The 1,971-nt window shown below is 75.2% G+C and carries 2 protein-coding genes; one reads left to right on the top strand and one right to left on the bottom strand.

The window, feature by feature from the left end:
- On the bottom strand, window positions 1-282 hold a 282-nt coding region (locus AB0J52_RS38265), incomplete at its 3' end, for a calcium:cation antiporter family protein (RefSeq protein WP_500187908.1).
- A 774-nt stretch (window positions 283-1,056) separates the two neighbouring features.
- Here AB0J52_RS38265 and AB0J52_RS38260 point away from each other — a divergent pair.
- A partial coding sequence (locus AB0J52_RS38260; RefSeq protein ID WP_500187906.1) for a terpene synthase family protein occupies window positions 1,057-1,971 on the top strand: 915 nt, incomplete at its 3' end.

The following is a 1,971-nucleotide window of genomic DNA, read 5'->3' as shown; positions in this document are numbered from 1 at the left end:
CCTCATGGCCTGGTTCGGGATCCGGACGGTCGCGAGGGCCAGCGGGCCGCCCATGGCGGCGCCGACGCCGATGTCCTTCCCGGTCTCGCCGGTCCCGGAGGTGACCGCGACGAGGGTCACCACCGACTCGGGCAGGGCCGTGCCGAAGGCGGCCAGGATGGTGCCGACCGCCATCCGGCCGACGTTCAGGCGGTGGCCCAGCCATTCGACGGCGTTGACGAACCACTCACACGACAGATAGATCGCGACCGCACAGGCGATCAGCAGGACGAAATGCCACACGTCCGGTACCCGCTCCTCCCGCGTCGCCGGGGGCCGAGGCCGGGGGGCCGCTCAGGGGCGTCCTCGGAGACCTCGATCCCGGCCGACGACGCGTCTGGTCATCGACAAAAAGGGATCGAAGGTCTCGCCCGTCCGCGGGTGGCGGACCCGGTCACCGGGAGCGGTGGGCTCCAGTGTGTCGACGACCGGTTCGCAGGGCTACTCCCCTTCGCGGCAGCGACTCTACCGCATCGGCCTCCGTGGACCGCCGAGTCGGCGTCCGGCGGGCCATCACGGACGATCAGGACGGCGGCCGGGCGGCAGCGGCGCGGCGGCCGGGCGGCGCTGGAAGGGCGTCGGGCCGGCATCGAGCCGGCGCCGTCCGAACCCGGCCGGAGGGCGGTGTGGCGACCGGCCCGTATCCCCGGTTTCGGTCGGCCCCATCGGACAGTTGCGGACAGACCGTATGCCGGACGGCGGGCTTGGTGACGGGGCCGGAATCTGGACGGCAAATCGCGGTCAAACCGCATGTCCGGCGGGCGGACACGCGGCAGGATTCGGTCACGATGCGTGCGGGCCCGGTGCGCCGAATGCCGCCGGGACTCCGCGCCGCAGCACGGCCCGGCAGGGCGCACCGCGACGCGCGGGCCCGCCGGGACGCGGGCCGTGGCGCGGGCACGACCGAAACGGCGAGTCTACGGGGGCGCGGGGATGGCGGCGGACACGATGACCGGATTCCGGATTCCGGAACTCTCCCTGCCTTTTCCCGGACCGGTACGTCGCGCCGACGCCGACGTGCTACGGACCGGGGTGTGCGGGTGGGCCGAGGAGCGGGGGCTGGTCGGGCCGCGCGGCCGGGCGCGGCTGGAGTCGTCACGGCTGCTGGACCTCGGGATCGCGCTGACCGGACGGGCCGAGCCCGAGCGGGCCGAGGTGCTGATGGCGTGGTTCCTGTGGGTGCTGCTGCTGGACGACCGGGTGGACGACGGCCCGTGGGCGGGCGACGGGGTGCTGGCGGAGTTCGCCGCGTCCGCCCTCGCGGTGCTGCGCGGCGAGCCCGACCGGGACGGCCCGGCCGATCCGATGCTGGCGGTGCTGGCCGACGACCTGTGGCCGCGCACGTCCCGGCTGGCGGGCCCCGAGTGGCGGGAGCGGTTCACCGGGCACATGGAGCGGCACCTGGAGGCGCAGTGCGCGATGGTGGACCGCCGCACGAGCGGTCGGTCGCTGCGGCTGCCCGCCTACATCGTGCTGCGCCGGGACCTGTTCGGCGCGGACGTCTTCTTCGACCTGTTCGAGGCGGTGGACCGCATCTCCCCGCCCGACGACCCGGCCACGGCGGGGCTGCGCGCGGCCGCCGCCGACGTCATCTCCTGGACCAACGACCTGTTCTCGGTGGAGAAGGACCTGGCGTTCGGGGAGCGCGCCAACCTGGTGCTGCTGCTCCACGAGCGGCGGGCTGGAACGCTCCAGGAGGCGGTGGACCAGGCCCGCACGCTGATCGCGGCGCGCGCCTCGGACTTCCAGATCCTGCGGCGCGGCCTGCCGTGGGACGCGCGCGACTCGGGCCGGCTCGCCGACCGGCTGCGCCGCGCGATGCGCGCCTCGCTGGACTGGCACCGGTCGGTCCCACGGTACCGGCCGCGCACCGCCGCCACCGAGGCCGCCGCGTTCGCCGCGGCGTCCCGTCCGGGCGCGGGCGCCGCGTCC

The organism is Spirillospora sp. NPDC049652 (assembly GCF_040675125.1).
In the GTDB taxonomy this organism is placed as follows: Bacteria; Actinomycetota; Actinomycetes; order Streptosporangiales; family Streptosporangiaceae; genus Spirillospora.
This window is presented reverse-complemented; position numbering and strand designations above follow the sequence as displayed.